17 protein-coding genes are annotated in these 22,418 nt (G+C 72.6%); 5 read left to right on the top strand and 12 right to left on the bottom strand.

What is annotated here, in order from left to right; genetic code table 11:
- From AB0E02_RS06855 to AB0E02_RS06840, 4 genes are all read right to left on the bottom strand, one after another.
- A partial coding sequence (locus AB0E02_RS06855) for a toxin glutamine deamidase domain-containing protein (RefSeq protein WP_362136811.1) occupies positions 1-5,613 on the bottom strand: 5,613 nt, incomplete at its 3' end.
- A 172-nt stretch (positions 5,614-5,785) separates the two neighbouring features.
- The gene (locus AB0E02_RS06850; RefSeq protein WP_362136773.1) at positions 5,786-6,292 is read right to left on the bottom strand and encodes a hypothetical protein; all 507 of its coding nucleotides are present in this window, start codon (positions 6,290-6,292) and stop codon (positions 5,786-5,788) included.
- Between the two features lie 155 nt (positions 6,293-6,447).
- On the bottom strand, positions 6,448-6,978 hold the full coding sequence (locus AB0E02_RS06845; protein ID WP_362136771.1) for a hypothetical protein: 531 nt from the start codon (positions 6,976-6,978) through the stop codon (positions 6,448-6,450).
- 228 nt (positions 6,979-7,206) lie between these two features.
- Positions 7,207-8,004, bottom strand: coding sequence for a maleylpyruvate isomerase family mycothiol-dependent enzyme (locus AB0E02_RS06840; protein WP_362136769.1), 798 nt, complete (start codon positions 8,002-8,004; stop codon positions 7,207-7,209).
- Between the two features lie 611 nt (positions 8,005-8,615).
- Between AB0E02_RS06840 and AB0E02_RS06835 the strand changes: the two genes are divergently transcribed.
- A complete protein-coding gene (locus AB0E02_RS06835; protein WP_362136767.1) occupies positions 8,616-9,245 on the top strand; it encodes a hypothetical protein in 630 nt (209 codons plus the stop codon).
- 210 nt (positions 9,246-9,455) lie between these two features.
- On the opposite strand, the gene AB0E02_RS06830 is transcribed toward AB0E02_RS06835, so the two are convergent.
- The 4 genes from AB0E02_RS06830 to nirB all read right to left on the bottom strand — a co-directional run bounded on the left by AB0E02_RS06830 (position 9,456) and on the right by nirB (position 13,974).
- Entirely contained in the window at positions 9,456-10,400 is a 945-nt protein-coding gene (locus AB0E02_RS06830; protein ID WP_362136764.1) for an oxidoreductase, read from the bottom strand.
- 72 nt (positions 10,401-10,472) lie between these two features.
- The gene (locus AB0E02_RS06825) at positions 10,473-10,820 is read right to left on the bottom strand and encodes a hypothetical protein (protein WP_362136762.1); all 348 of its coding nucleotides are present in this window, start codon (positions 10,818-10,820) and stop codon (positions 10,473-10,475) included.
- Positions 10,821-10,867: 47 nt separating this feature from the next.
- Positions 10,868-11,317, bottom strand: a complete 450-nt coding sequence (gene nirD, locus AB0E02_RS06820; RefSeq protein ID WP_362136760.1) for a nitrite reductase small subunit NirD — start codon at positions 11,315-11,317, stop codon at positions 10,868-10,870.
- A gap of 5 nt (positions 11,318-11,322) precedes the next feature.
- A complete protein-coding gene (gene nirB, locus AB0E02_RS06815) occupies positions 11,323-13,974 on the bottom strand; it encodes a nitrite reductase large subunit NirB (RefSeq protein ID WP_362136758.1) in 2,652 nt (883 codons plus the stop codon).
- Between the two features lie 181 nt (positions 13,975-14,155).
- On the opposite strand from nirB, the gene AB0E02_RS06810 reads away from it, so the two are divergent.
- From AB0E02_RS06810 to AB0E02_RS06800, 3 genes are read left to right on the top strand one after another with little or no spacing between them, the layout of a single operon-like run.
- Entirely contained in the window at positions 14,156-14,596 is a 441-nt protein-coding gene (locus tag AB0E02_RS06810) for a hypothetical protein (protein ID WP_362136756.1), read from the top strand.
- 8 nt (positions 14,597-14,604) lie between these two features.
- Positions 14,605-15,996 (top strand): sensor domain-containing protein, encoded by a 1,392-nt coding sequence (locus AB0E02_RS06805; protein ID WP_362136754.1) that lies wholly within the window; start codon positions 14,605-14,607, stop codon positions 15,994-15,996.
- Between the two features lie 55 nt (positions 15,997-16,051).
- Positions 16,052-16,717: a response regulator transcription factor gene (locus AB0E02_RS06800; protein ID WP_351529447.1), complete on the top strand. Its 666-nt coding sequence runs from the start codon at positions 16,052-16,054 to the stop codon at positions 16,715-16,717.
- Here AB0E02_RS06800 and AB0E02_RS06795 read toward each other — a convergent pair.
- Both AB0E02_RS06795 and AB0E02_RS06790 read right to left on the bottom strand, forming a co-directional pair.
- Positions 16,681-18,783 (bottom strand): glycoside hydrolase, encoded by a 2,103-nt coding sequence (locus tag AB0E02_RS06795; protein WP_362136751.1) that lies wholly within the window; start codon positions 18,781-18,783, stop codon positions 16,681-16,683. The genes AB0E02_RS06800 and AB0E02_RS06795 overlap by 37 nt on opposite strands.
- 229 nt (positions 18,784-19,012) lie before the next feature.
- Positions 19,013-19,789, bottom strand: coding sequence for an alpha/beta hydrolase (locus AB0E02_RS06790; RefSeq protein WP_362136748.1), 777 nt, complete (start codon positions 19,787-19,789; stop codon positions 19,013-19,015).
- Positions 19,790-19,900: 111 nt separating this feature from the next.
- Here AB0E02_RS06790 and AB0E02_RS06785 point away from each other — a divergent pair, with 111 nt between their 5' ends.
- Positions 19,901-20,728, top strand: coding sequence for a helix-turn-helix transcriptional regulator (locus AB0E02_RS06785; RefSeq protein ID WP_362136746.1), 828 nt, complete (start codon positions 19,901-19,903; stop codon positions 20,726-20,728).
- 162 nt (positions 20,729-20,890) lie between these two features.
- On the opposite strand, the gene AB0E02_RS06780 is transcribed toward AB0E02_RS06785, so the two are convergent.
- Together AB0E02_RS06780 and AB0E02_RS06775 are read right to left on the bottom strand one after the other, a co-directional pair.
- Positions 20,891-21,202: a hypothetical protein gene (locus tag AB0E02_RS06780; protein WP_362136744.1), complete on the bottom strand. Its 312-nt coding sequence runs from the start codon at positions 21,200-21,202 to the stop codon at positions 20,891-20,893.
- 25 nt (positions 21,203-21,227) lie between these two features.
- The gene (locus tag AB0E02_RS06775; protein ID WP_362136742.1) at positions 21,228-22,418 is read right to left on the bottom strand and encodes a M20 family metallopeptidase; all 1,191 of its coding nucleotides are present in this window, start codon (positions 22,416-22,418) and stop codon (positions 21,228-21,230) included.

Here is a 22,418-nt window from a genome sequence, read left to right as displayed (position 1 = left end):
GGCGTCGGGGCCGGGGTGGTTGATGGTGTCGACCCAGTTGCTGTCGTGGGGGTCGGGGTGGCGTTGGGGATCGCCGTTGTCGTCTTTCGGGATGGTGTTCTCGACGTGTTGCTGGTGCTCGTCGGTGGGGCCGTCCAGTCCGCCGGGGCGCTCGCGGTTACGGGTGTCGGAGGCGGCGGGCGGATCGTCGTGGGAGCGGTCGTGGTCGCCCTGGTCGCTGGGGTCGCCCTGCTCGGTGTGGTGCGGCGTCTCCGAGTGGTCGGCCTGGTCGGCCTGGTCGGTCTTGTGGGAATCGTGGGACTGATCGGCAGGCGCGTGGTCCCGGTCCTGGGAGTTCTCCTCCGGGGCGCGGGAGTGGTCGGCAGCCTCGGGACGTTCTGCGTCCTGGGGACGCTGGGCGTCGTTGGGGCGGTCGGAATCCGGCGTGGGCGAAGTGCCGGCGGCGGTGTTGGGGGCGCCTGCCGGGTGCTGCGGGTTCTGGAAGTTCTGCGGCTGGGGGTAGTGCGGTGCCTGCTGTTGGTACGGGTTGGGCTGCTGCTGCGCGTGCGGCTGCTGCTGTTGGTATGGGTTGGGCTGTTGGTTGTAGGGGCCCGGCTGTTGCTGATGCGGCTGCTGCGCGTACGGGTTCGGCTGCTGCTGGGGCTGGGCGTACGGGTTCTGCTGCGGGTGCTGCTGGTACGGCCCAGGCTGGTGCTGCGGGGCCGGCTGCTGAGCGTAGGGGCTCTGCTGCTGGTACGGCCCTGGCTGCTGTTGGTGCGGCTGCGGCTGTGCGTACGGATTGGGCTGCTGCTGCTGGTGGGGCTGCGGCTGCTGGGCGTACGGGTTCGGCTGCTGCCCCTGATGGGGCTGCGGCTGCTGGTTGTAGGGGCCCGGCTGCTGCTGTGGCTGTTGCTGGGCGTACGGGTGCTGCTGGTACGGGCCGGGCTGCTGCTGGTGCGGCTGCTGGGCGTACGGGTTCGGCTGCTGAGCCTGAAGGGTCGGCTGCTGCTGATTGGGCTGGTTGTACGGGCCAGGCTGCTGTTGCTGCTGGTGGGGCTGGGCGTATGGGTTCGGCTGCTGCTGGTGGGGCTGCGGCTGCTGGGCGTACGGGTTGGGCTGCTGCTGGGGGGTGGGCTGCTGAGGCTGGGGCTGGGGCTGTTGGTTCTGCGGCTGTGGCTGCGGCTGCGGCTGGGGGTGTTGCGGCTGCTGTTGCTGCGGGTTCGGGTGTTGCTGCGGCTGCGGCTGTGCCTGCTGTTGGGGGTGGGGTTGCTGCTGGGGCTGCGGCTGCTGGGTGTGCGGGGTGGGTTGCTGCTGCGGCTGCTGCTGGGGGTTGGGCTGCTGGGGCTGGGGCTGTTGGTTCTGCGGCTGCGGCTGCGGCTGAGGCTGCTGCTGCGGCTGCTGGGTTTGGGGCTGTTGTTGGTGTGGCTGCTGGGTCTGGGGGGTTTGGGTTTGGTGGGTGGCGGGGTCGAAGGGCTGGCGGTTGGCGTCGAGGACGAGGTGCCAGACGCCTTCGGCGCCGGTGTTGATGGGCTGGTGGCTGACGTCGCCGGTCTGGCTGTCGACCCAGACGACCTTGCCGTCGTGGTTGACGGCGTTGAAGACGTGGGCGCCGCCGCCGGAACCGTCGGGGTTCTTCGGCCAGGTCACGAGGACGGCGGCGGCCGCGCCGGGGCCGGCCTGGCGGAGCTCGTCGGCTATTCGGTCGTAGCCGTCCTTGGAGTTCGGGCCCGAGTTGCGGAACTTCGCGCCCGTGTACTCCTCGATGTTGCGGGTGCCCTCACGCTCACCTGAAGCGCGGTCGATGCCGCCCTTGCCGTCCGGGTCGTAGGTGCGGACCGCGGACACCTGCGGGTTGCCGTACCAGGACTCCATGAAGGAGCGGGTGCAGTCGGCGCAGTTGTTGGAGCGGCCGAGAACGCTGGGGCCACCGTCGTTCTGGAGCTGGGCCCAGGGCTGGAACGGGTCGTTGAACGCGCGCGGGGTCCCGTCCGGGTTCCGCGGGAAGTTCGCCTCCAGAGCCTGCTGGTCGTGGGGGAACGGCGAGTACAGGCCGCTGGGCTGGTGGTTGAGGCCGACCCGCACGTCGGTGTGGCTGCGGAGGTTCGTGGGCTGGGGGATCGGCGACTGGTGTTGCTGCTGTGTGGGCTGCTGCTGGGGAGCGGTGGGCTGGGCCTGGTTCTGGTGGTGGGGGGACTGTTGCTGGTGGGGGGCCGGGGTCGGCTGTTGGTGGATGAACGGCTGTTGCTGTTGCTGCTGGGGGTGGGGTTGCTGCGGCTGCTGGGTCTGCGGCTGCTGCTGGTTCTGGGGCTGGGGCTGGTTTTGCGGGGTTTGTTGCTGGGGCTGCTGCTGTTGCTGGTTTGGCTGCTGGGCCTGGGGCTGGGGCTGCTGCTGTTGCGGGTTCGGCTGCTGCTGGGGCTGCTGGTGGGGGGTGTTGGGGGTGGGGGCAGCGGGGGACTGCGCGCCGGGGGTGGTCGGGGCCTGCGCGGGGGCGTCGGTCCGGGGGCGGTCCGAGCGGTTGGGGGCAGGCTGCTGTTGGCTGTCCTGCGGGCGTGACGCGTCGGGGCGTGTCGCGTCGGGACGCGACGCATCGGGACGTGATGCGTCGGGGCGTGATGCGTCTGGACGTGGCGCTTCTGGGCGGGTCGAGTCCGGACGGGTGGCGTCGGGGCGCGTGCCTTCCGGGCGGGTGGCGTCGGGGGGTGACGCGTCGGGGCGCGACGCATCGGGACGTGATGCGTCGGGGCGTGGCGTCTCTGGGCGGGTCGAGTCCGGACGGGTGGCGTCGGGGCGCGTGCCTTCCGGGCGGGTGGTGTCCGGGCGTGACGAGTCCGGGCGGGTGCCATCGGGCCGGGTGGCGTCGGGGCGTGCCCCTTCCGGACGGGTGTTGTCCGGACGGGTGTTGTCCGGGCGGGGGGTGTCGTTGCGGGGGGTGGTGGGGGCGCCCGGGGATTCGGGGCGGGTGGGGTCGTCGCGGCGGGGGCCGTCCAGGCGGGGGTTGTGCGGGGGGCGCTCGGGGCTGGGCTGTTGGGTGTGGTCCTGGACGATCTGGGAGCCGTCGGGGCGGCGGTTGGTGCCGGGCGGCGTGGCGGGGGCGTCCTGGCGGGGGCCGTCCAGACGGCTGTCGTGCGGGGGTGGCGTCTGGTCGCGGCGGGGGCCGTCGAGGCGGGGGTTGTAGGCGGGGCGGTCCGGGGCGGGCCGCTGGGTGTGGTCCTGGACCGCCTGGGAACCGTCGGGGCGACGGTTGGTGGGGCGTGCGGAAGCGTTTCCGTTGCTGGGGGAGTTGGCCTGCGGCTGGTTGGCGGAGGGGGCGCCCGTGCGGGGCGGGGTGGCGCTGGACGGGGTGCCGGTGGCGCGGGGTGGGGTGCCGGCCGTCGGAGCACCGCCCTGATGCGGGACCGCGCCCATCATCATCGGGCCGTTGGCCTGGGGGGAGTTGGGCTGGGCCTGGGGGGTGGTGGGGCTGGTGGGGGCCGAGTTGGTGGGGTCGGCGGTGTGCTGGGTGGGCGGGGGGAGGGTGGCGGTGCCTGCGGACTGGGTGGTGACGGTGGTGTCGTCGCTGCCGTCCACGGTCGGCATGGGGTCGCCGGGGGCCGGGTCGCGCTGCTGGATGGGCTGGCTGGACGGCGCGTGCTGGACCGGGGCGCCCTGCGGGGTGCTGAGGTGCGGCACGGAGGGGCGGCCGCCGGCGCCGCTGCTGGAGTTGTCGCCGTTGGTGGGGTTGGTGCCGGTGGCGTCGTGGGAGGCAGCGCCGGTGTTGGAGTCGGGGGTGTTATCGCCGTACGAGGGCGGGTTGCCGGCCACCGCGTCGGTGGCCGGGGTCGCCGGGGTGGGCTGGGTGCTGACGCCGTCGGTGTCCGGGCGGATTGCCTCGGGTGTGGTGTCCCGGGCGGGCTGGGTACTGATGCCGTCGGTGTCGGGGCGGGCCGCGTCCGGGGTGTTGTCGTGCGCGGGCTGGGTGGTGATGCCCTCGGTGTCCGGGCGCGCGAAGTCGGGGGTGGTGTCCCGGGTGGGGTGAGTGCTCACGCCGTCCGTGTCGGGGCGGGCGGCCTGTGGGGTGTTGTCGTGCGTGGGCTGGGTGCTGACGCCGTCGGTGTCCGGGCGGGAGCTGTCAGGGCGGGCCGCGTCCGGGGTGTTGTCGTGCGTCGGCTGAGTGCTGACGCCGTCCGTGTCCGGGCGGGAGGTGTCCGGGCCGCCGTCGGGGGTGTGGGAGGGGGACGAGCCGTGGGAGCTGCTGTCGTTGCCGCCTGTGTACCCCTCGTCAAAGGGGGAGCGCTGGTCCGGGGGCGGCAGCGGCTGGGTCGGGGGGACGTCGTGCCTGGGCTGCGAGCCGTTCGCGGAGGTGTCGGAGCCGTCGGAGGGCTGGGAGTTACCGGCGTTACCAGAGTGAGTGGAGTTGCCCGCGCCACCGGAATTGTCGGCGGCACCGGAGTTACCAGAGTTGCCGGAGCTGTTGTCGGAGGTCGGGGTGGTGTCCGACGGGCGGGGGGTGTGGCTGCCGCCGCCATCGCTGGGGCGGTTGCCGTCCGAGCCGCCGTTGGTGGAGCCGTTGCCGCCGGTGTTGTGGGAGCCGCCGGACGAGTCGTGGGAGGAGGAGTTGCTGCCGGAACCCGCGCCCGAGCTGCTGCCGGCACCGCCATCGCTGGAGCCGCCATCGTGTGACCCGCCGGAACCCGACCCGGAGCCGCTGCCCGACGACGAGCCACTGCCCGACGACGAGCCGCTGCCGGAGCCGGAGCCGGAGCCGGATCCCGAGCCCGACCCGGACCCGGACCCGGAACCTGACCCCGAGCCGCTCCCGGAATCGTTGGAGTGGCTGCCGCTGCCGCTGCCGCTATCACTGCCACTGCCACTGTCGCTGCTGCCGTGGTCGCCGTCGCCGCCGTGGCTGTTGCCGTGGCCGGCGGCGGAGTCGAGGCCGCCGCGGGCGCGGTGGCCGGCGCGGTGGCCGGCGCCGTCGCGGAGGCTCTCGCCGAGGGACTCGCCGGTGTTCTTGATCGCGTCGGTGGCGGCGCTCTGGCCCTCCTTGAGGGTCCGGCCGAGGTTGTAGCCGTTCTGCGCGCCGAAGTTCTGGTTGACGGTCTGGGCGATGATGTCCGAGACCATGGCCTCCAGGGCGGAGATCACCGGCTCCTTGGCGGCCTCCAGGATCGCGTCGAGCAGCTGCTTCGCGACCTCCTTGAGGATCTTGCGGACCATCTCGCGGGTGGCCAGGGTCGCCGCCGCGCCGCCGATTTCCGATAGGCCTAGCGTGAAGGGTGCCGCGGCTTGCGCGGCGATGATTTCTGCCGCCAATATCGCCAATTGGACGATGACGGCGACCTTCATGCCGATGACGAGCGCGGCGGCGGCCTCGAAGGTGAAGGCAATGACCTCGGCCGCCTCACGGGCGTCGTTGAAGTAGCCCGAGCCGCCGCCGAACTTGTCCCATGCCTTGCTGAAGCCCTCGATGGAGTCGCCGGCGTTCTGGCTGAGCACGTTCGACGCGGCGCTCGTGCCGGTGGCCTGGTGGCCCTCGACCTCCGAGGCGAACGTACGCCAGACGTTGGCGCACTCGATCAGCTTGTCCTCGTCGGCGGTGGGCCAGTTGAAGCCGAGCATCTCGAGGACCCACTCAAGAGCGTTCGGCAGCATCATGGACAAGGTGGAGCTCCCCCGTGAAATGTGCGCATATCGGCGTGGTGCGGATGAGGGCCTCGCGGGGAGGCGCGCTCGTCAGAAGGGCGTCAGAAGGGCGCCAGGAAGGCGTCAGAAGGGCGGGCCCGGCTGGGTGTGCGGTCCGGCCAGGCGGGTGTTGCGGCTGGTGGGCTCAGTTCTTGGCCGGGTACCAGGCGGTTGTGACGACCTCGTCGGGCTGCTGCTTCGTCGGGTCCTGCCAGGCCTGTTTGTTGTCGACGTGCTGCTTCATCAGCGCCTCGTTGAAGTCCTCGTTCTCCGCGTGGTTCTTGGACATATCGGTCAGCGCCTTGCCGATTTCCTGGAGCTTCGCGGAGAGGTGGCCCATCGACTCGTACATGCCGTCACGTACGCCCTCGTAGGCCACGCCGAACTTCTCGCCGAGGTCGTCGTCCCCCCACGGCGGAGCGCCGTCCTTGCTGTCGAACGTCGTCAGTCCGCTTATGAACTGCTGGCCGAACGACTTCTCCTCCGGCTTGGGGGCGTTCGAGGGGTCGGCCGGCGGGCCCGCGCCCAGTGCACTCAGGCCGTTCATCAGCCGCGCCACGGACTGATAGAAGTCCTCGCCGAGCTTGGTGAAGGTCGTGCCCTCGGACTTGAGGGACTCCACATCGGTCTGAAAACCGCCTGCTCCGGCCACAACGCCCCCCGCGTTCGTAACGGTTACCCAATGAGATATTCAAGGTAAAGCTTAACTGTCGCCACTGACACGCCGACAGGTGCTGACGGTCCAGCCCTGCCCCGGCCGTGGCATCACCGCCGCCGAGCCCGGCCCGGCCCCGGCCCGGTCGTGCCTCAGGCCTCGGAAGACGGACGGTAGATGCGGTGGTAGAGCTTCTCGGCCGCGGCCGGGGGGAAGTTGGGCAGGAAGGTCACGTCGCCGTTCTCCTTGTTGATGACGATGTTGCTGCCACCGGGAGAGGCGGGCGGGGCGGTGGGGTCCTCGGGGAGGGGCCAGCCGGCGTAGATGAGGTAGCCGAGATCGAATTCGTGCACGTGCAGGCTGGCAGGACCGTTGGGCGAGCCGACATCGGGGAAGTGCTGACGGCCGATTTCGAGCGCCTCGTCCGCATTCGCCGGGACGGGCCGGGGCCCCTCGTCCGCCACCTGCGGGGGCAGCGGCGGAGGCGCGGGCGGCAGCGACCCGTTGTGCCCCGTCAGTCCGTTCCCTGCCGGGTTGCCACCTGCCGGGATATCACCTGCCGGGTTGCCACCCGTCACGTTGCCACCCGCTACGTTGCCACCCGCCGCGTTGCCGCCTGCCGGGTTGCCGCCCGTCGGGCCGCTTGCCGTCGGGTCGCTTCCCGTCTGATCGGAATCGGTCATGTGGCTGTCTCCTCGGCGCTGATCCTGTCGATGGTGGTCAACTTAACTCACGCGCTGAAGGCTTGATTGGTTCGCCTGGAGGCATGGTCGTCCGCTGATTGCCCGGGCGTCCGGTGCGCGTATGCCGAACGGCGGCCCACGGCGGCCACGGAGGCCCAACGGAGGCCTTACGAGGCCCCGCGGAAGCCCTACGAGGCCCCGCGGATGCTCAACACGTTCAACGGATGCTCACTCGAAGTTGACCAGCGACAGCCAGAACTCCAGCAGGTCCGCATCGCCGGTGACGGTGAAGGCCTCCTGATCGGAGGAGCGGCGGCCGTAGATGAGGAGCAGGAGGTCGGTCAGCGGGGCGCTGACGGAGACGGCGGCCGGCTCCTTGGCGCGTCGCCAGGCGAGGGCGTCGCCGGTGAGGTCGACGAGCCAGTCGGCGGCGGCCTCCGGCGGGGTGTCCGTGGCGTGGAAGTGGAGCGTGCGGCCGGGGGCCAGGAGGGCGCGCCGGTCGGGGTGGTAGTCGAACATCTCGGGCAGCGAGCCGAGTTCCATCCACTCGTCGAGGGCGTCGAGGGCGACCGGCTGGGTCACGGAGAAGTCGGTGTTCAGGGCGAGGGTGGCGTCGGCCCGGTGGATGACCGTCTCGTGGCACATACGGCGCGCGAAGAAACGAGGACTCCCGGAGGGCAGCGGGGTCCAGATCCTGGCCTCCGGGCCGGCGGTGCGGAGCGTCGCGGCGAGCAGCTCGGCACCGTCGATGAGCCAGCCGGCGAGGGCGGTGGGCGGCTCGGTGGTGTCCCGGGAGAGGACGCGCAGGGCGGTGTCGGGCGGGGGTGCGGTGGCCAGGGTCCGTACGACCTCCGCGACCCAGCGGTGGGCCTCGCCCAGGTGGCGTACCAACTGGGCGAGGTTCCAGTCCGGGCAGGACGGTACGACGGGGCTGAGGTCCATGTCCTCCGTGAGGGCGGAGCCCAGCAGGAGGGACTGGGTGACGATTTCGGTGCAGTGGCTGTCGTAATCCATGGTTGGGGGCATGACGTCACCGTAGGCGGCATGACGGACAACGCCCGGCTATGACGTCACCGAGGCGGTCGGTCCTGCCGGGTGGTGGTCCGCTACGGCGTCCGGCTACGACGTCGCTGAGGCGGTCGGTCCTGCCGGTGGTGGTCCGGCGCGGCGTCCGTCGGCAATCGCGAACGGTCTCGGAAACCGGTGCCGTCGACACCCGGAGCCGTCGCCCCCCGGAGCCGTCGACACCCGTAACCGCCCGCCGCGGCCAGGACCAGCACGATCGACTCGGGGCCGTACGCGACGGAGGCCATGGCGTCGAGGGAGCGGGCGGCCAGGCCCTGGAGCGCGGTGCGGCGGTCCGGCTGGACCGGTCCAGTGTGCGGGCCGTGGCGGACGCCGACGAGCGGCCTTGGTGGTCCCTTGGCGGACGGTGGGGCGTTCTTCACCGGTTCTTGACGCGTGCGCCTCCGCCCTGAAGCGGGCACATGCCGCACGGCCGGATCCGGCGCCTCGTATGGCCACTTTCCGGTGCCCGTGTCAACGCCACGTCATCGGCACGTCAAGGTTGGGAGCGGCCGCATCAGCGCCCTGTAAACGTCTGGGGAGGGCCCGGTGCGCCGCCCTAGCGTCGAGGCATGGGACGGCGACGGGGCCTGGGGCCCGGCTTCACGAAGGACGGGGACGGCGGGGGCGACGACGGAGGACGACGGGTCGCGTGGCGGCTGCCGGTCGCCCGGTCGGCGATCCCCCCGCCCCTGCCTGCGAACGGCACCGTTCACGACCGGACCTGGCTGCCCGAGCTGTGCGCCACGCTCTGCTGCACGGCCGGGCTGCTCGTCGTCATGCTGCTGGTCGACCTCGCCAACGGGACGCTCACGCCGTGGCGCGCCGGATGCTGGTTGGCCGTCGCTCTGGTGCTGTTCGCGGTCCTCTTCCCGCCACGGGTGACGGCCGGGGACGGCTGGCTGAGGTCCCGTGGGCTGGTGCGCGGGCACCGGGTCGAGACCGACCGGCTCGTCGTCGTACGGCGCACCGACGGGATGGCGCCGCGGCTGGTGCTCCGCGACGCCCGGGGCGGCCGGGTCGAGCTGGATCCCAAGGTCCTCAGCGCCAACCCCGTGCTGTGGCACCGACTCGACCAGGGCGTCCGCCGGTCCCGTGAGCGCGGACTGCTGCGTTGCGGCGTGGCGACGCTCCAGGTCCTGGCGGACCGGATCGATCAGGACGGCGCACGGGCGGTCTTCGACGCGTCCGGGCTGGAGTGAGGCTCAGCCGGTCGACACGGGGTGGCTGGGGCTGGAGTGAGGCCCAGCCGGTCGGCACGGGGCGTCCGGGCCGGAGTGAGGCCCAGCCGGTCGACACGGCACCGGGCGGCCGGGGCTGGACTGGGCCCTCAGCAGGTCGGCACGGAGCGCCCGGGCCGGAGCGAGCGCTCAGCCGGACGACACGCGGCGGCTGGGGGCCGAAGTGAGCGCTCAGCCGGACGTGAGGGCCGCGGCGAAGTCGTAGTGCACGCCCGTCAGTTGCTCCGAGGCGGCCCAGAGCCGTTCGCCGTTTGCGTCCTTCTTCGTCCAGGGGGCGCGGAAGGACTGTGCCGGAGCGCCGCGCAGTCCGTTGCGCGGGCCGACGAAGGAATCCGGCCGCATGTGCGGGGCGGTGGCCGCGCAGAGGGTGCCCAGCGCGCCGCCCTCCGCGGGCTGGGCGATCAGGCGGTTGCCCAGCTCGATGGCCCGTTCCGCCGCGTTGCGGCCTTCCATCCGGGCGCCCGCGGTCTGCAGGTTGGTGGCCGCGTAACCGGGGTGCGAGGCGGCCGCGACCAGCGGCGAACCGGCCGCCGCGAGCCGCCGGGTCAGCTCGTGGACGAAGAGCAGATTGGCGCTCTTGGAGCGGCCGTAGGCGATCCAACGACCGTACGAGCGCTCGCTGTTGAGGTCGTCGTAGTCCAGGTCGGCGAGCGCGTGCAGCATGCTGGAGACGGACACGATGCGGGCTTCCGGGGTGGCCAGCAGCCGGGGCAGCAGCAGTCCGGTGAGTGCGAAGTGGCCGAGGTGGTTGGTGCCGAACTGCATCTCGAAGCCGTCGGCGGTGGTGCGGTGCGGCAGTGCCATCACGCCCGCGTTGTTGATGAGCAGGTCGAGGCGGTCGCCGGTGAGGTCGTCGAGGGTGGCCGCGAAGTCCCGTACGGAGGAGAGGTCGGCGAGGTCGAGCGGCCGGAACTCCGCCTCGGCGGTGGGGACTTCGGTGCGCAGCCGGTCCAGGGCCGCCTTGCCGCGCGAGGCGCTGCGGCAGGCCAGCACCACGCGGGTGCCGCGGCGCGCCAGTTCGCGCGCGGTGATGTAGCCGATGCCGCTGTTCGCGCCCGTGACCACCGCCGAGCGGCCGGTCTGGTCGGGGATGTGGCTGGTGTTCCACCGGGTCACGCCTGCACTCCTCCCTACGGGGCCGGCGGCCGGGGGTGAGCCCGCGGCCGGCGAGCCGACGGATCACCCACCCTACGCCCGAGTAGCTTGGCGCGCGGGGGCGGGCCCCGGGTCGCCCGGGGGCGCCCCCCGGGCCGACGCGGTCGCCGGGCCGGCCGCCACGGTCACCGGGCTGGTCGGCACGATCACCGGGCCGGCCGCCACGGTCACCGGGCTGGTCGGCACGATCGCCGGGCCGGTCGGCACGATCGCCGGGCTGGTCGGCACGATCGCCGGGCTGGTCGGCACGATCGCCGGGCCGGTCGGCACGATCGCCGGGCCGGTCGCCACGCTCACCGGGCTGGTCGCCACGGTCGCCGGGCTGGTCTGCACGATCACAGGGCCGGCCGCCACGGTCACCGGGCCGGTCGGCACGCTCACCGGGCCGGACGGGCACGCCCGTCGGCGTGCACCGCCACCGGCCGTCGTCACTCGCCGGCTCGCACCCGCACCCCGTACACCGGCACCGACACCGACGGATCGTCGAGGCAGTCGCCCGACTCCAGGTCGAAGCGCTGCTTGAGCAGGGGCGAGGCCACGAACGGGCGGCCGTCGACGCTGCCGGTCAGGCCGCGGGAGAGGACCTGGGCGCCGGTGAACGGGTCGCGGTTGCCGATCGCGTACGGCCGGCCGGCCCGGTCCGCGAAGAGTGCGGCCTGGCTGCCGTCCGGGAGGAGGGCGGCCACTCCGCGCCCCGGAGTGAGGTCCTCCGGGGTGCAGACCGGGAGCCAGCTGCCCTCCGGGCAGTGGATCTCCACGAGGGCGGCCGCCGTGCCGCCGGACGTGCCGGCGGCAGCACCGGTGGCAGTACCGGTGTCCGTGCGCACGGTGGCTTCGGGCAGGGCGGGAGTCGCTTCGGGCGAAACGGTGGTGGTCATCAGGCTCATCGGGCAGAGGTCCCTTCCAGAGTGCGAACGGGCAGGGTCGGTCCGGCCAGCAGCGTCAGATCCGGCTTGACCTGGTCGCGCTCCGGGACGAAGCGGACGGACGGGTCCGGCGCGCCGGGCGCGTTGACGAACGAGACGAAGCGGCCGAGCCGTTCGGGGTCGGCAAGGGTCTCGGCCCATTCGTCGCGGTAGTGGGAGACATGGGCGGCCATCAGCGCCTCCAGTTCGTCGCACAGCCCGAGGGAGTCGTGCACGACGACGTCGCGTACGTGGTCGAGGCCGCCCTCGATCCGCTCCAGCCAGGCGGAGGTGCGCTCCAGACGGTCGGCGGTGCGGATGTAGAACATCAGGAAGCGGTCGATCAGCCGGATCAGTTCCGCGTCGCTCAGGTCCTGGGCGAGCAGATCGGCGTGGCGCGGGGTGGCACCGCCGTTCCCGCCGACGTAGAGGTTCCAGCCGCCGGCGGTGGCGATCACGCCGAAGTCCTTGCCGCGGGCCTCCGCGCACTCCCGTGCGCACCCGGAGACCGCGGACTTCAGCTTGTGCGGTGCGCGCAGCCCCCGGTAGCGCAGCTCCAGATCGATGGCCATCCGGACGGAGTCCTGGACGCCGTAGCGGCACCAGGTCTCGCCGACGCACGACTTCACGGTGCGCAGCGCCTTGCCGTACGCGTGGCCCGACTCGAAACCGGCGTCCACCAGGCGCGCCCAGATGGCCGGCAGCTGGTCGACGCGGGCGCCGAAGAGGTCGATCCGCTGGCCGCCGGTGATCTTCGTGTAGAGGCCGAAGTCGCGCGCCACCTCACCGATGACGATGAGCTTCTCCGGGGTGATCTCGCCGCCGGGGATGCGCGGCACGATCGAGTAGGAGCCGTTCCGCTGGAGGTTGGCGAGGAAGTGGTCGTTGGTGTCCTGGAGCGCCGCCTGCTCACCGCCCAGCACGTAGCCGTCGGCACCGACCGCCGGGGCGAGGGAGGCCAGCACCGAACCGACCGCGGGCTTGCAGATCTCGCAGCCCTCGCCGCCGCGCGCCTCCTCCCGGCCGTACGCGTCCAGCAGTTCGCCGTACGAGGTGATCCGGCGGACCCGGACGATCTCGTAGAGCTCGGCGCGGGTGTGCGGGAAGCAGCCGCACAGGCCCTGGTCCTCGGACTGCGGCAGCAGCTGGCCGATCAGCTTCACACAACTGCCGCACCCGGTACCGGCCTTGGTGCACTGCTTGACCTCGGGAAGCGTGGCGCACGCCTGGATGGCGTCCTTGGTGACGTTGTGGCAACTACAGATCACCGCGTCGCCGGGCAGCGCGTCCGGGCCCAGCGCGGCGCCGCCGCCCTCCGCGAGACCGGCCGGCAGCACCAGCTGCTCGGGCGCCACCGGGGGCACCGTGCCGGTCAGCGGGCGCAGCGTGCCGTACGCGTCGGCGTCGCCGACCAGCACCCCGCCCAGCAGCGCGCCGTCGGCGCCGATCACCAGCTTCTTGTAGACGCCGCTGCGGGCGTCGGAGTAGACCACGTCGAGACAGCCGGCGGCGGCGCCGTGCGCGTCACCGAAGGAGGCCACGTCCACGCCGAGCAGCTTCAGCTTGGTGGACAGGTCCGCGCCGGTGAATCCGGGACGCTCCCCGGCGGGCTCCGCCGGCTCCTCAGCGAGGGCGGCGGCCTCGGCCAGCCGCTCCGCGAGGTCCGCGGCCGCCACCCGGGCCATGTCGTAGCCCGGGGCGACCAGCCCGTAGACCCGGCCGTCGACGGCCAGCGCGCACTCGCCGATGGCGTAGACGGCGGGGTCCTCGGTGCGGCACTGCGCGTCGATGACGATGCCGCCGCGCTCCCCGACGGGCAGTCCGCAGTCCCGGGCGAGCTGGTCGCGGGGGCGGACGCCGGCCGAGAAGACGACCAGGTCGGTGTCGATGCGGGAGTCGTCCGACAGGCCCATGGCGGTCACCGCCCCGGCCCCGTCCGCGACGATCTCCTTGCCGCCGACGCCGGTGTGGACCGTGAGGCCCATCTCCTCGACGGTACGGCGCAGCGCGCGGCCGCCGCCCTCGTCGACCTGGAGCGCCATCAGCCGCGGCGCGAACTCCACGATGTGGGTGCGCAGTCCGAGCCCCTTGAGGGCACCGGCCGCCTCCAGGCCGAGCAGTCCGCCGCCGACCACCACACCGGTGCGCGCGTTCTTGGCGTACTCCTCGATGGCCAGCAGGTCGTCGAGGGTCCGGTAGACGAAGCAGCCCGCGCTGTCCTTGCCGGGCACCGGCGGGACGAACGGATACGACCCGGTGGCCAGCACCAGGGCGTCGTAGCGCACGGTCCGCCCCGAGCGGGCGGTGACCGTGCGGGCGGCCCGGTCGACGGCGGTGGCCGGGTCGCCGAGGAGCAGTTCGATGCCGTGCCGGGCCAGGAAGTCGGGATCGGTCAGGCTCAGATCGTCGGCGCTGCGGCCGGCGAAGTACGAGGTCAGCTGGACCCGGTCGTAGGCCGGGCGGGTCTCCTCGCACAGGACGACCACCCGCGCCCGTGCGGTGACGCCGCGGTCGGCGAGCTCTTCCAGGAAGCGCTGGCCGACCATGCCGTGGCCTATCAGGGCGATGGTGGGGGCGGTGTCCGGTGAGGTGGCCGGTGCGGTGTCCGGGAGCGATGGAGTGGAGGTCATGGTCGTCAGCCTGCGGGGCCGCTGTTACCCGCCGGCATCTGGTCTGTTTCCCGGGCGGAACGCCTGCCTCAGTGCGGGAGAGGAGGGCGTGTGAGGCAGGGCCCCGGTTCTCGTACCGGGCGGTGATCCGGTGAGTACCCCTACTCATGCCGCGCTGGGGACCGCCCGCCATCATGGGCGCATGAAGATACCGGGGACACCTACGGCGGCCGCCGCCGTGCTGCCCGTGGCCTTACCGGTCGCGGTGTGGGGGCTGCTGGGACAGGACGACTACCAGGGCGTGCCGCCGTCCCGGCTGGACTATTTCGTCCGGCCCCCGGAGCTGCCGCCGGGCCTGGACACCGCGCTGGGCGTGCTGGCCCTGACGGCCGTGGTGGTGAGCGCGGTGACGCTGGCCCGCGCCACCTGCCACCACGCCTTCGACCGGCGCTGGTGGCAGGTGCTGGCCCCGCTGCTGGCGGCCGGGCTGCTGGCCGGCTGGGGGTGGCGGGTGCTGACCGCCGGGACCATCGGCGCGAACATCGGGGCGGGCGTGGTCCTGATGGCCTTCGGCCCGGTGGTGGCCGCGCTGGTGCTGATCGCCGCCGGCCGCGGGATCTGGCTCGCCCGGCACTCCGGTTGAGTACGACCGTGCCGGGTGCTGCGGGCTCCACGGGCCCCGTGCCCCGGGCCCGCCCCCTGCGCACCGTCCTCACCGCGCCCTTCACCCCCCGCAGCCTCGCGGCCGTGGCCCACGCCCTGCTCGCCGCGCCCCTCGCGCTCTGTGGACTGGTCCTGGTGCCGGGCGGGCTGGCGCTGGGCGCGGTGCTGTCGTGGACCGCCCTCGGGCCCTGGCTGCTGGCGCTGACCGTACGCGGCGCCCTCGGCCTGGGAGGAATCCAACTGGCCCTCGCGCGGCGCCTGTTGGGTGTGGACATCGAACCGGCCGGGCGGCGCGTCGCGCGCGGGGCGTTCGGCTGGCGGCGGGCGCTGCTCGGCGACCCGGCCGGCCGGCGGGCCGTCGCCGCCGCGCTGCTCACCCCGGTCACCGCCCTGCTGCCGCTGCTCGCGGTCCTGGTCGGCTACGTCTACGGCCTGCTGGCGCTCGGCCACCCCGTGCTGCGCCGCTGGAACTACGTCACCCTGCGCGGCGCGGACGGCTCGGTGCGCCGGGTGTCGCTGCAGATTTACGGCGTGGAGTTCGACAGCTGGCCGCGCTGGACCGTGGTGGTCGCCGCCGGTGCGCTGCTCGTGCTGCTCGCACCTTGGCTGGTGCGCCGGGCGGGCGCCCCGCACCGGCTGCTGCTGCGCGCCCTGCTGGGGCCGAGCGCCGCGGAGGCCCGTATCCGCACCCTGGAGGAGACCCGCGCGCATGCCGTCGACGACGCCGTGGCCACTCTCCGCCGCATCGAACGCGATCTCCACGACGGCACCCAGGCCCGGCTCGTCGGCCTGGGCATGCACCTGACCCTCATCAGCGAACTGATCGCCCAGGACGCCGACCGGGACCGGCTGCTCGCCGTGGTGGAGACGGCCCGGAGCAATGCCACCCAGGCCGTCACCGATCTGCGCCACCTCGTACGGGGCATCCACCCGCCCGCGCTCGACCAGGGCCTGGCGACCGCCCTGGCCACCCTCACCGCGGACACCCCGCTGCCGGTCGCCCTGCACACCGCCCTCGGCCCGCGCCCCTCCCCGGCCCTGGAATCCCTCGCCTACTTCTGCGCGGCCGAACTGCTCGCCAACGCCGTCAAACACAGCGGCGCGGCACAAGTGACGGTCGAGGCGCGGCACGAGCCCGCGGCCCCCGGGCCGGAAGCTGCGGCCGGCCCCGCGGGCGGCTCCCCCGACGGGGCCCTCCTGCTGACCGTACGGGACGACGGGCGCGGCGGTGCGGTGGTCGGCGCGGGCACCGGCCTGACCGGGCTGCTGGGCCGGATCCGTACCGTCGACGGCACGCTGACCTGCGACAGCCCGCCCGGTGGCCCTACGGTGATCACCGTCCGCCTTCCCTGCCCGGCAACGGGCCGGGCACCCACGTGAAGCGCCCGCGCGGGAGGCTGGACGGGGCAGACACGACGACCCGACGGGGGACCCCATGCGCATCGTCATAGCCGAGGACTCCGCGATCCTGCGCGAGGGCCTGGTCCAGCTGCTGGAGCTGCGCGGGGTGACCGTCGCGGCCGCCGTCGCGGACGCCGAGGCGCTGCTCGCGGCGGTTGCCGCGCACCGCCCGGACGCCGCCGTGGTGGACATCCGGCTGCCGCCCGGTCATACGGACGAGGGCCTGCGGGCGGCCGTCCGGCTCCGCCGCGACCACCCCGGTACCGGCGTACTGATCTTCTCCCAGTACGTGGAGACCGCTTACGCCGACCGGCTGTTCGGCGCGGGCTTCGCCGGCGTCGGCTACCTCCTCAAGGAACGGGTGATGGACATCGGCGAGTTCGTGGCCGCGCTGGAACGGGTGGCGGCCGGCGGCACCGCGCTGGACCCGGACGTGGTGTCCCAGCTGTTCGGCGCGAGCCGCCGGTCCCGGGCGCTGGACGCGCTCACCCCGCGCGAGCACGAGGTGCTGGCCCTGATGGCGCAGGGCCGCACCAACCAGTCCATCGCCACCGCCCTGACCGTCTCCGAGCGGGCGGTCGAGAAGCACGTCGCCCATGTCTTCGCCAAGCTCGGCCTCCCGCCCTCGGAGACGGACCACCGCCGGGTGCTCGCGGTGCTGCGTTACCTGGAGGCCGCGGGCTCCGCCGGCGTGAGCTGAGCCGGGCACAGCCGGCGCGGCTGCGCGTCGGTGCGGAGCTTGGCGTCGACACAGCCGCCCGGCAGCCCGTCGTGGGCCGTGCTGCCGAAGTTGGCGGTGACGGTGAGGGTGCCGTTGCCGAAGACCGTGCGCTGGACGGTGCGGTCGCCGGTCAGCCACCGGAAGGACGTCATCCGCTCGGTCCCCGCGGCCCGGTGCAACGGCGCGAAGTACCGCTGCAGCGCGGCCAGTTCACTCCCGTGCTCGGTCAGCGAGCGACCGTCCAGCACATAGTTGAGCGGCGTGTTGTAGAGCATCGCCAGCAGCGCCCGGGTGGTCTTCTGCGCCGGCAGCTTCTCGTAGGACAGCTCCCAGCGTTCGGCGTTGACCAGCGAGCCGTGCAGCGCGGTCTCGTACAGCGGCACCCGGTACTTCGGGTCGTACATCGCCTTCGCCACCTCGGCCGGCAGACGCACCGGCTTGAAGAACGCCTTCGGCGCGTTCTCCGGGTAGTAGTTGCCCCAGGTCGGCTTGTCGCGCTCCAGCGCCCACAGCCCGTCCGCGACCGGGGTGCCCGAGCCGTGGTCGTACGCCAGCACCTCGTTGGCCCACGGTTGGGCAGATTCCGAGCCCAGCACGAAGTCCCGGGACAGCCGGCGCATCCGGGCCAGCCGGTTGGCCCGGTCGCCCGCCTTGGTCATCTCGTGCCCCGCGGTGTGGTCCCGGAAGACCTCCCCGGTCGCGTCGACATCCAGGAAGTAGCTGTCCGCCCCGTTGGCGGTCATCGTGCGCGTACGGTCGGCCAGATAGTGCTTCGTCGCCTCGGCCTTCTCGAAGGCGCGCGAGCTGAGGTAGCAGCCGCGGCCGCCGAAGCCGGTCTCCCAGGTGCCGTCCGCCTTTCGTATACAGAAGTCGGGATACACCCGGTCCGGCCACGCCGAGGTGGGACTGTCGGCGGTCTTCGGGTCCTGCCCGTTGGCGAACGTGTCGTACGGGCCGACGAGATAGCCCGCCTTCTTGGCGGCCCGCACCGCCGCGGCGTCCATCGGATGCGGGCCGGCGTCATACCCGAGCCACATCCGCCCGACGCCGAGCCGCTTGAGCGTCTCGATACCGGCGGCGGTCCGCGCCTCCCCCCACACATACGCGTGGAACGCCCCGAGCAGCTTGGCGGTGGCCGGGTTCTGCCGGATCTTCCGCCGCAGACTGCCGAGCTTCCCGTGCTGGGCGAGGTACGCGCGGTAGTCGTCCGCCGGCGCGACCGGATCACCGTCGGTGAGCGCGAACGACACCTCGTACTCCCGGGTGCCCGCGCCCCCGTCGAACGCATGGGTGGCGGTGCTCCGCAACCGCCCGCCCACGGACGCGAACCGCAACGACGTCCCGATGTCCGTGGGCACGAGATAACTCACCCCGTGCCCCTGCCCGTCGCCCTTGCCGCCACCACTGCGGCCGCGGGAGCCGTCCAGCGCATACCCCCACAGCGGCAACGCCAGATCCGCGCCCACATCGGCCGTGCTCCCGGCCAGCCCGCCCTTCTCCGCCCCCGCGTTCCAGAAGGCGTCCCGCACGGGAATGTCCAGCCCTTCGCCGCGCGGCAGTTGGACGGACGAGGCGGCCCGGTCCGTCCCGGTCACCGGCCAGCTGACCGACCCGTCCCGCTCCGCCCGCAGCCGGATCCGCAGCCGCCCGTGCTCCGCGCCGGCCGTCACCGACAGCCCCTTCGCGGGATAACTCCAGCGCGCCCCGTCCGCCGTACGCGTCACCGCCCCCGGCTTCCCGAGCCCGCCCCCGGCCGCCGCCGCTGCCTCGGACAACACCATCCGCCGCCCGTCCCCGGCCCGCGCGCTCACCGCGAGCGTCCCGGTGTCCACGACGGCCGTGCCACCCGCCACGGGCAATTCGAGCTTGCTCCCGTGCAGCGTCCCGGCGGCGGCCCTGTCACATCCGGTCACACCGAGGGCGGTCGAGGCGAGCGCGAGGGACGCGGCGAGGACGCGAGTGGTCCGGGCCCGGGAGAATCGGCGGCGAGGCGGCCCGCCCGTAGGGGAGTTGACACCCTGGGAGCTCGTGAATGATGAGGTCATGCCCCCTGGATAGTGAGGACCCTTAAGAGCCTTCTAAGAGGTCGCGCAGATAGGCGTGGCACCGGGCGGTGAGGCCGACCTGCTTGTCGCCCCGGTCGGCCGCGGCAAGCAGGTCCGGCATGGGGTGCGTATCAACGCGGGAGGGCCGGGCCTCAGCCTCGCGCTGTCACGCGGCGTGGCGCCCCGCGGGTGATCGGGGACGAAGCCGATTTTCAGGCCGCGCAGATGGTCAGGCTGCTGGTGCGAAGGCCGTGATTGCGTCGGCGAGGTCGGCCGGAGCTTCCAGCGGGATCAGGTGACCCGTGTTCGGAATCACCGCGAAGTCAGCTCCGGACAGGTAGGGCACCAGGTTGTTGACGAGCACGTCGACGGGCTCGACATGGTCGTTCTCTCCGGCGACGACGAGGGTGGGGACGCTGATCATGCGGGTGTGCTCGCAGATGTCCTCCGCGATGCCGCGCAGCGGCCACTCCATGCGGGCGGCGTCGGTGCCGGCCCGCGAGTCGGTCGCGATCTGCGACTTGATCGATTCGGGCAACTCGGTCGCGGTGAGGATGTGATCCCGGGCGCCGGCGACGGACTCGTCGGAGTCGTAGGCGTGGGAAAGGCCTTCCCGGTACTCGGGAGTGAGCCCTGCGGCGGGCTTCGCCGGAGCCGAACCAACGAGGACGATCCCGCGGAGGCCGGTGGGCCGGGTCGCCGCTATGAGCTGCGCGACCTTGCCACCCATGGAATGTCCGACGAGGACGTAGTCGGTGACGCCCAGGTCGGCGATCACCGCGAGCGTGTCGTCGGCGAGTTGGCGGAGGGTGTAGGGGCCGGCCAGGTTGCTCGAGCGGCTCCACCCGCGGAAGTCGACAGTGAGCATGTCGCGTCCCGCGAGGCGGTCGACGACGAGGTCCCAGGTGCGGGCGGATCCACCCCAGTAGTGCAGAAACACCAGGGTCGGTCCGGCCCCCGGCCGGTGGTCATGGGCGGGCAGCAGCGGCTGCTGCGTCGTGTGCATCGTGACTCTCTCGATCAGTGTTCTGGGCGGTTGTTCCATGTGTTCATGGAATCTCTTCCGCTGTGCCGGGGCATCGGCATGACTGGTCGCCTGATGGTGGAAACTGGACAGATGACCGTGATCCGGCAGATGACCTACCAGCCCGTCGGGCGCCCTGCCGCCACTGTCGAAACCATGACGTTCGACCGCCTTCGCGAGCTGAACGACGGCGGGACACAGCGTGCCGATTTCCACGTCCTCGCCGTCGTCGATGCCGGGCACGGCTCCGTCACCGTGGACTTCCTCCGACATCCGATCCAGGAGCGGTCCGCGGTGTGGGTCGCTCCTGGAGCTGTGCACCGGTGGGACGACATCGCCGGCGTGGCTGGGCACGTCGTGCTGTTCGTGCCGACCGCGCCGGTCACCCACGCCACCCGGGAGCTCGTCGCGTCCCCGAACCTGGTCGCACACTGGACCATTCCCGACGCCGACTGGCCGTTCGTCGACACCGCGCGTAACCATCTCCTTCTCGAAGCCTCCGCCCCACCCGGGGACATCTCGACGGAGCTGCCCGAGATCCTGCTCTCCGCACTCATCGCCCGGCTCCGGCCCCCGCACGCCGAAGCGCGGTCGATCAATCCGGTGTTCCGACTGTTCCGGTCCAGCGTCGAAGCGCACTTCCGGGAACATCACGACGCCGGCTACTACGCCCGGACACTGGGATACGCGCCCCGCACTCTCTCAAGAGCGGTGCAGCAGGTCACCGGCCGCAGCGCGAAGGTGTACATCGTCGAGCGGATCGTCCTGGAAGCCAAGCGGCTCCTCGCACACGACCGTCTCACCGCGGCCGCCTGCGCCCAGACGCTCGGCTTCCCCGACGCGTCCAACTTCTCGGTGTTCTTCCGGAAGGCGACAGGCATGCGCCCTGGCTCGTGGCAGGCGACGGTGGCCGTCGAGTGAGGGGGTGTGCTTAAGAAAAGCACTCATCCATGATCACAGGGCGTCGCAACTCCCTGAGTGCCAGGGCTCTGTCCCTGCCTCGTTGCTTGGATACCACCGTGCCTATCTGCGCGACCTCTGAGAACCCTTCCGAGAAGCCCTCCGACAACCGCTCACCGCGCCTCACTCCTCGTCGTCCTGCTCCGGGTCGCCCGCAGCCCCTTCCGCCGCCTTTGAAGCCCGGTCCCGCATCCACCCGAGCAAGGCCGTGCCCCCGACGACCAGCCCGATGGCGACGAACCGGCTCGCGCGGTAGTAGCCCATCGCCTGCCCCTGCGCATCCCCGGGCAGCCGCAGGAACGACCACACGGCCCACACCACCCCACCCACGATCAGCACCACGGCCCCGACCGGCCCCAGCCCCGCCCACCAGGGGCTGGAGTCGTAGACCCGGTCTTCGGGGCGGTGCGGGGCGTCGCGTGGGGTGGGGGTCATGCCGGAACTCTCCGTACGGGTGTCATCAGGCCGAGGCCAGTCGCCGGGCCGCCAGTTCGGCGTAGACGGCGGCACCGTCCGCCAGTACGGCGTCGTCGAACTCGGCCAGCGGGGAATGGTTGTTGGCGCTCCGCTCAGGGTCGGCGCCACGCGGCGGTGCGCCGAGGAAGAGCATCGCCCCCGGCACCTCGGCGAGCACGCGGGAGAAGTCCTCCGAGCCCTGGAGCGGCTGCGCCTGCGGTACGTAGCGCTCCTCGCCCAGTGCCTCGCGGATCGCGCCCGCCGCGAAGTCCGCCTCCGCATGGTCGTTGACGGTGACGGGGTACACCTCCAGGAACTCCGCGTCCACGTCCACCCCGTAGGCCGCCGCGATGCCGCGGCACACCTCCACCGTGCCGTCCTTGACGCGGGCCTGTGCCGCGTCCGAGAAGCTGCGCACCGTCGCCTCGAAGACCGCGGTGTCCGGAATGACGTTCTGCTTCGTCCCGGCGTGGAACGTGCCCACCGTCAGGATCACCGGGTCGAAGACGTCGAAGGTCCGGGTGATCCACGCCTGCAGCGCGGTCACCATCGCACAGCCCGCCTGCACCGGGTCCTTGGCACGGTGCGGCATCGACCCGTGCCCGCCCTCGCCGCGCACCGTCACCCGCAACGTGTTGGACGCGGCCATCGCCGTACCTCCACGGGTCCGGAACACACCGCTGGGCAGCCCCGCCGACAGCACGTGGATCGCGTACGCCGCGGCCGGCCGCTGCCCGGTCGCGTCCAGCAGCCCCTCGGCGAGCATGTGCCGCGCCCCGTCGTAACCCTCCTCGCCCGGCTGGAACATGAAGAGCACGTCCCCCGCGAGCCGGTCACGGTGCGCGCTGAGCAGCCGCGCGGCGCCGGTGAGCATGGTGGTGTGCAGGTCGTGACCGCAGGCGTGCATCCGCCCGTTGTCGGCGGCGAAGTCCAGCCCGGTCCGCTCGGCGACCGGCAGCGCGTCCATGTCCCCGCGCAACAGCACGGTGGGCCCCGGCCGTCCCCCACGCAACACCGCCGTCACCGAGCTGAGCCCGTCGCCGGTACCGACCTCCAACGGCAGCCCGTCGAGCGCGCCCAGCACGGCCTCCTGCGTGCGGGGCAGTTCGAGCCCGGTCTCCGGGATGCGGTGCAGCGTACGGCGGAGCTGGATGAGGTCGTCGGACAGCGCCCGGGCGTCGTCACGGAGGTTCAC

Origin of the sequence: Streptomyces sp. NPDC048196, from assembly GCF_040652715.1 — a bacterium.
GTDB lineage: Bacteria > Actinomycetota > Actinomycetes > Streptomycetales > Streptomycetaceae > Streptomyces > Streptomyces siderophoricus.
Note: the sequence above shows the minus strand (reverse complement) of the source record. Positions and strands in the feature narration are given on the sequence as shown.

Coding starts and splice junctions, on each gene's coding strand:
- AB0E02_RS06845 (WP_362136771.1), bottom strand. CDS start 6,978: ATGACCGATTCCGATCAGACGGGAAGCGACCCGACGGCAAGCGGCCCG.
- AB0E02_RS06840 (WP_362136769.1), bottom strand. CDS start 8,004: ATGCCCCCAACCATGGATTACGACAGCCACTGCACCGAAATCGTCACC.
- AB0E02_RS06835 (WP_362136767.1), top strand. CDS start 8,616: ATGGGACGGCGACGGGGCCTGGGGCCCGGCTTCACGAAGGACGGGGAC.
- nirD (WP_362136760.1), bottom strand. CDS start 11,317: ATGACCACCACCGTTTCGCCCGAAGCGACTCCCGCCCTGCCCGAAGCC.
- nirB (WP_362136758.1), bottom strand. CDS start 13,974: ATGACCTCCACTCCATCGCTCCCGGACACCGCACCGGCCACCTCACCG.
- AB0E02_RS06810 (WP_362136756.1), top strand. CDS start 14,156: ATGAAGATACCGGGGACACCTACGGCGGCCGCCGCCGTGCTGCCCGTG.
- AB0E02_RS06800 (WP_351529447.1), top strand. CDS start 16,052: ATGCGCATCGTCATAGCCGAGGACTCCGCGATCCTGCGCGAGGGCCTG.
- AB0E02_RS06795 (WP_362136751.1), bottom strand. CDS start 18,783: ATGACCTCATCATTCACGAGCTCCCAGGGTGTCAACTCCCCTACGGGC.
- AB0E02_RS06790 (WP_362136748.1), bottom strand. CDS start 19,789: ATGCACACGACGCAGCAGCCGCTGCTGCCCGCCCATGACCACCGGCCG.
- AB0E02_RS06785 (WP_362136746.1), top strand. CDS start 19,901: ATGACCGTGATCCGGCAGATGACCTACCAGCCCGTCGGGCGCCCTGCC.
- AB0E02_RS06780 (WP_362136744.1), bottom strand. CDS start 21,202: ATGACCCCCACCCCACGCGACGCCCCGCACCGCCCCGAAGACCGGGTC.